This is a genomic window from Dapis purpurea BLCC-M126, from assembly GCF_050015975.1.
In the GTDB taxonomy this organism is placed as follows: Bacteria; Cyanobacteriota; Cyanobacteriia; order Cyanobacteriales; family Microcoleaceae; genus Trichodesmium.
The window spans coordinates 49,523-56,081 of record NZ_JBNHER010000207.1; the positions used below are offsets into that span (position 1 = coordinate 49,523).

Sequence of the window (6,559 nt, forward strand, 5' to 3'; positions counted from 1 at the left end):
TGTGTAGGTTTTCTCTAATTATCTGTTACAAAAAAAACTTATGAATTTGTTAATTTTTCCCTGATTAGTCTAATACCGCACTTTCTAGAGAGTCGATCAAATTGATTAGAGTTTGTAGAAGCGGGGGGTTTGATGAAAGTATCCTCATCAACTTTTCCCTTATTCCTTCTTCCTTCTTACTTCTTCCTTCTTCAATCAAATTGATTAGGCTTTGTAGAAGCGGGGAGGTTTGATGAAAGTATCCTCATCAACTTTTTCCTTCTTACTTCTTACTTCTTCCTTCTTCCTTCTTCCTTCTTCAATCAACAGGAGTCAATAATGAGTGAATATACAACTGAATATGAATTTGATAATTTAAACTTCTATAGAGAAAATCATGGTAAACAACTTTACTATAACTGGGGTGGAGAAGTTTGGTGGATAGAATCACCTGGAAAACCCAAAGAAAAGTTGTTTTCTATTATTGGTATGAATGCTACGAAAGTTTTTATTAAACTACATCCAGAATATGGGGAAGCTGGACAAAGAATTAATCGAGAAATTTGTTTATTTTGTGATGCTTCTACTCAAGAAATATTACACTATTGGCGACCAAGAGAAGGAGTAAAAGAAGTTCCGGTAGTGCATATTGCTAATCGGATGGTACAGGGTTTTGTCTCACCTAAAAAAATTGTTATTCCTGAGAATTCTGAATATGTGCAAAAAGTTATAGAAATTCCTTTAGAATATCCTCACCCTTTGGCAAAGGAAAGTAAGTATCGAGATTATTGCCCTGGAGAAAAGTTTCAGGGAGTAGAATATTTTACTTCTAGTGTAGCTCGACCAGGAGTAACAGAAATACCTCCTTCTGAATGGGCAAGAGATTGTCCATGGATGCCTTGGATGAAGTTAGGTTATGGTCATCCTGCTAGATTAAGGTTTGAAACTACTATTTCTAGAGTAGAATCTTTTGCAGAACTTCATCCTAATTTAGTTAAGTTGGTCAGAGAAAAATTGCCAATTTATGAATTTTCTCCCGATGAAAGTGATGAACCAAATGTCACAAGTATTTTGTATTTTAAGAAGTATTTTGATGCTTATTTAAAGGGAGAAATTTTTCCAATTCCAGAAACTACTTAGTCAGCATTCACCAGTTAGCCAGAAGTAGATACAGCTGTCTACAATTGCATAGCTCTTATACCCCTGTTAAAGATTCAGTGAAAATAATAACTTTTACTATTAACAAACCCAGTTTGGGTTATACCATGGATGAAAAAAGAATGCTATACTTACTTAAGACTTGAGTTATTAAGTAATAAATAATTAAGAGCAATGTTTTTAACAATTCGTTGCCGAAGCGCGAATATATATTATGCTTAAAAAGCCTATTATCTCCTCTAGAAAAAGAGAATTATTTATCTGTAACTTGTTCAGAAAAATTATCAATTATTCTTTGTATATCGTTTTCTGTAAGAGACTTCAGTAAACTAAAAGTAAAAGGTTCTTGATTGAGATATTGGAGATAAGGCTGACTTAAATATAGTAATGATTGGGATTGATTTTGAAGATAAGCTTGAAAAAATGCTAAACTTAATGCTTGAAGATAGGGATAAGCCAAATTCGGGTCAGGACCAATTAATTGTTTTGGTAGTTCTATAGTAGAAGAGGTTTTTTCTTCTTCAGCAATAAAGGAAAAATGAGTTGCTGGTTTACTTATAACTAAATATCTTTCTGCAGTAGTTAAGCTGATGAATGGATCAATTTGCTCTGGAATTGGTGGAGCAAAAATATCTTTAGTGCTAGAAACAATCATCATAGGTATTTTAATTTGACTAATACCTTTACTTTTAGCCCCAAATACACCACTACTAACAGGATTAATTGCAATAGCTGCTGTGATACGTTCATCTTTTAAATTTGTGATGATTTCTGTAGATAAATTAGTAGTTTGACACTGCAACAGTAGGGATAAATTGAAGATAAATTTAGTGTCTTCAGATTGGCAATCTTTTCGTAGTTGTTCTAGGTTGAGAGGGGCACCTGCAACACTTAAAGCAGTATAACCACCAAAAGATTGACCTAATATCCCCACCTCTTGCAAATTTAGTCTACCTCGCCATCTAGGATCGGAGCCTATTTTTTTCTCTATTTCATCTAACAAATACTTAATATCTAGTGGCCGATTAATAAATTCCATTCCATCTACAGGTTTACTAAAACCTGCAAATATCTTTTCAAGTTTTTCTGCACTTGAACCAATATGTTCCGGTACTATTACAGCAAAACCATGAGATGCTAAATGTTCAGCAATATAGACAAAACTATTCAAATCTGAACCTAAACCATGAGAAATGACTACTACAGGAATTAATTTATTTCCCGAAATATTAGGGAGATAAATATCTGCTGGAGAAGAGCGATCGCGATTGGGATTTCTAAAAGTAAAAGATTGTTTTTCCCATCTCGTATTCCCTGCTTTTCTTAAATCTGGTAAATTATTAAAATTTCGTTTATCCTGAGAAACTGCTACATTTTGTGCTTGTGTTTGTAGTTCTGTTAAAATCCTATTTTCTTCAACAAATCTTTCTGTTAACTCATCAACTAAATTAACACTTTCTTCCAGTTCTATAAAAATATCTCCAGGAAATTTATTGAGTAAATTAATAATAGTTAAACCATCTGGTTCTGCAACCGCTAACTCAAATGATTTTTTAATAGCTTCACTACCATTTTGCTTGTCTCCAGTTTGGATAATTTCACCTAAACGTTTTAGTAATTCTTTTCCTACTGGTTCTTCCATAAACGCTTCCACAATACTAGGATCTAAATCAAAAGGCTGTTGCAAAAGTTCCTGTAGCTCTTTTTTCTGCTTTCTTAAAAGTTGCTGCAACTCCTTTATTTCATCTTTTAATAGTTCTGAATAAAGCACAAACTCATCCGTGTATTGACCTTCTTTGGCAAAGTTTTCGAGAGATTGGACTGGTATTTTAATTTGAAAAGATGGCAGATAAATTTCTATTGGATCTTTGATGTTAATATCGGGAACAGCAATTATAATTTTTTCAGCAGAAATAGCAGGAATAGGAGTAAAAATAGGTGATAATATTCCTAATCCTAGGGAAAATATAAATTGTGGAATAGATTTTGTTATGAATCGCTGAAATACCATTCATTACTCCTAAATTATATGAATTGAATTAAAATATTTATATCTTGCTTGCTACAGAATGTCAATAAATAAAAGCAGCAATCGGCTCAACTAAGCAACTTCAGAATTATATAATTTTCCCTTAATTACCTGTAATAAAAATAGATACCTCCAAAAAAGAATTTAGGGACTTTCGATGAAAAGCAATTACAGGACTTTAGAGCTCTCTGGAAAAGAGGGAGTAGGGAGTAGAGAGTAGGAGGAAAGAATTGATTATTTCTGTGGGATAATTGATTTTATTTTTTATTATCGGAGATGTCTTTTTGAGATCGGTGAACCACACATTCAAAACTATAACTATCCTACTAGCTCGTCAATATCTATTTTGTGGGTAAGTTTGAGCAAATGAATACTTCTCGCCTAACACCTCTCCTCCAAGGAGAGAGGAGAAACTACTCTAATGCTAGCAGGGAAGTGAGTAGGGGGTTAGAGTTCACCTACAATTTTAGTTTAGATACGCTACTAGTGCAGGATGACAGAAATAAGTGACCAGTGACAAAATACTCAAAGCCTTACCAATCAAAACTTCAGAATTCAGAATTCAGAATTCTGACTTCCGCGTAGCGGTACTAGGTATTATCCATGTAGTTAACCCTAATATGCTCTATTCAAATGAAAACTGCTGTAATAATCCAAAATAATTCTATAACATGGCATTTACGCGCTTTAATTTTCTTACTACCATTGAAACTATAGAGCGATCAATTTTATCCGTTGTGACTGATTCTGAGTCAGCTATCGCAACCCTAGAATTTCCTTCTTTTCTTAATTCGCTGTATAGTTGTTGACGAATTTTGTCATGCATTTGCTGCCACAAACCACAACGTTGCCATTTCTGAAAATATTTGTACACAGTAGTGTAAGGTGGCAAGTCATGGGGCATCATCTCCCATTGACATCCAGTTCGTTGTACATAAAAAACACCATTGAGAATCTCCCGAAAATTGACTTCAATGGGATGACCTAAGCCTTTGGGTGCAGGTAGTAGGGGTTTGATGAGGTTCCACTCTGAATCACTTAGGTCGCTTGGATATATCTTTCTGTAAGGATTTGCAATCTCAGGCAGACGACTCATTGGTAATAATTATACTAAACTAAACAAATTTAACGGTTGTTGCTAAAATATGCAAAATCTTAATCTCTATTTTGACTCGGAAAGACTTTCTTTAGAATATCTTTATAAATCAGCTTTTATATAAACAGGACTTAGGCAAAGATACTAATTGTAGTGGTATTATTTGGAATAATTCCTAAATAATACACTATATATAGCTTCAATGCCTAAGTCTTGATAAATACTTAAGCTGCAACTTCCTCTTCATAAGGAACAAAAGATTTTTTTTGCGCTCCACAGATTGGGCAAGACCAATCTTCAGGAATGTCTTCAAATGGCGTGCCAGGAGCAATACCAGAATCTGGATCACCGACAACTGGATCGTAAATCATCGAACATACACGACATATCCATTTACTACCAACAACTTTTTGTTTGGGAGCAACACCATTGAGACCTTCCAGAGCTTCTGTATATTGATTAGCATGGTGGTTTTCAATATGGGTGAGTAAACCAAACTTATGAGCTGCTTGACGAAAAGTGGTAGCATGTTCGCGGGACTCTTCTTCTTGCTCTTTGAATTCTGCGGTAGCTTCACTATCACGATCCACTCGTGCTTGTTCAGCAAATTCTGGGTACATTGTTGTATATTCGTAGGTTTCCCCTTCAATTGCTAATTCTAGACAACGAGAGGCGATCGCTTTTTTTTGCTCTTCAGTCAGGGTAGATGGATCTTCTACTACTAATTCAGGATGAAGCAGGCGAAAGTGAGAAAAGGCGTGTTGGGTTTCCTGATTAGCTGTTTCCCGGAATAGTTTGGCTAAATCTTCCATGCCTAATTTCTTCGCAACTTCGGCAAAGAAGAGATATTTACGGTTAGCCATTGATTCTCCGGCAAAGGCATCGGACAAATTTTGGGCAGTGTTAGAGTTGGACAAGTCCATAGTGTTTTCCTCTGGGTAGGTTATTTGACTCTGTTACTTCTAAGAATAATTCTGATTTAAGAATATGTCAAGTATAATACTAATTTTTATTTAAGAAACCACTATATATGCTATAGTTATGAATCAGTTGAAAATTTATATCATAACTTTCGATAATGAAGAACAACTACTCTACAACTGAGATTCAGAGAAAAATGCAAGCTAAGGGGCTAAGAATTACTCCTCAGCGATTTGCAGTTTATTCCAATCTTTTGTCTCGCTCAGATCATCCCACTGTTGAGGAAATTCTGAGTGAAGTAAACAGCGAGTTACCAATTTCTTCTAAGGCAACTATTTATAGTGCTTTAACTGTATTACGGGAGGTTGGTTTAGTTAAGGAAGTATTGCTCGAGGAGGGAGTGACTCGTTATGACGCCAATGTTCAACCACATCATCATTTTTGCTGTCAAAACTGTAGTGCTATCGTTGACATAAGATGGGAAACTTTTAGTAACATACGATTAGATGAGTTACCTCCAGGACTTCATCCTGAAAGTTATGAGGTTATTGTGAAGGGTAAATGCGATCGCCCAGGTTGTCAACCGCTTCTAGGAAGTCAAAAGTCTAAAGTTAAAAGTATTACATCTAAAAAAATAGGGGAGAATAGTAGCTCTAAATCACGCAGTTCAAAGCAATGAAGCTTCTATTAGATAACGATAATCTCAGCGTTATTCAAAGGTCTTTGTCTCCTTGATCAATTATAGCATATTTGACTACAAGCTGGTTTCCAATTTATACCAGATCTGATAAATGTTTCCTACAAATAGTTAGGTTATTGTTGAGGATTACCGAAGACCAAAGACAGAGTTAGGAGGAATAGAATTTCAATATAGAATTTCAATTTTTTTTGATAGCTATTCTCTATTATTAGTCAAATCAACTCCTTTAAACACTCAAGCTTATTCATAACATTATTTTTCGACCGATAAATAAGGTCTCAAGCTTTCCTTTTCAAGGGGATAGAAAAGAAAATTCTAGATTTCAAACCTTTGGGTTAAGCGGGAGTTAATGATACAGCGCTTTCCATTGTTATGAGGTACACACATCGCGGACAAGATGCCTGCACTACAATATTTTTATCATTGAATCGGTACATCATTTCTCCGAAATTTGCTGTGAGTGAGATCACACTTAATATTACCAATGGATAATTGATAATTAATCAAATCTAGCTTGAAAGCCTCTCCTAATAATTGATAATTATGTTTGTGTTCCGCAAAGCTTTCCTGACAGAATGCGGAGCGTTATCCTGACGGACTGCTGCCTCTTGCAGAGATCTGCCTCTTACCCAATTATTAATTATTAATAATTAATAATTAAATAATTCTGGTTTAA

At 34.8% G+C, this 6,559-nt stretch carries 5 protein-coding genes; 2 read left to right on the forward strand and 3 right to left on the reverse strand.

Annotated features, from left to right (window positions below):
* Positions 1-318 precede the first annotated feature (318 nt).
* Positions 319-1,119 carry a DUF1838 family protein gene (locus ACP6PL_RS18170; RefSeq protein WP_426546678.1) on the forward strand — a complete coding sequence of 267 codons (801 nt, stop codon included), beginning with the start codon at positions 319-321 and terminating at the stop codon, positions 1,117-1,119.
* Positions 1,120-1,390: 271 nt separating this feature from the next.
* On the opposite strand, the gene ACP6PL_RS18175 is transcribed toward ACP6PL_RS18170, so the two are convergent.
* The 3 genes from ACP6PL_RS18175 to rd form a co-directional block, all read right to left on the reverse strand.
* Positions 1,391-3,148, reverse strand: a complete 1,758-nt coding sequence (locus ACP6PL_RS18175; RefSeq protein ID WP_426546679.1) for an alpha/beta hydrolase — start codon at positions 3,146-3,148, stop codon at positions 1,391-1,393.
* 682 nt (positions 3,149-3,830) lie between these two features.
* Entirely contained in the window at positions 3,831-4,262 is a 432-nt protein-coding gene (locus tag ACP6PL_RS18180; protein WP_426546680.1) for a transposase, read from the reverse strand.
* Between the two features lie 224 nt (positions 4,263-4,486).
* On the reverse strand, positions 4,487-5,185 hold the full coding sequence (gene rd, locus ACP6PL_RS18185) for a rubredoxin (protein WP_426546681.1): 699 nt from the start codon (positions 5,183-5,185) through the stop codon (positions 4,487-4,489).
* A 155-nt stretch (positions 5,186-5,340) separates the two neighbouring features.
* Here rd and ACP6PL_RS18190 point away from each other — a divergent pair, with 155 nt between their 5' ends.
* Entirely contained in the window at positions 5,341-5,862 is a 522-nt protein-coding gene (locus ACP6PL_RS18190) for a Fur family transcriptional regulator (protein WP_426546682.1), read from the forward strand.
* Positions 5,863-6,559 lie beyond the last annotated feature (697 nt).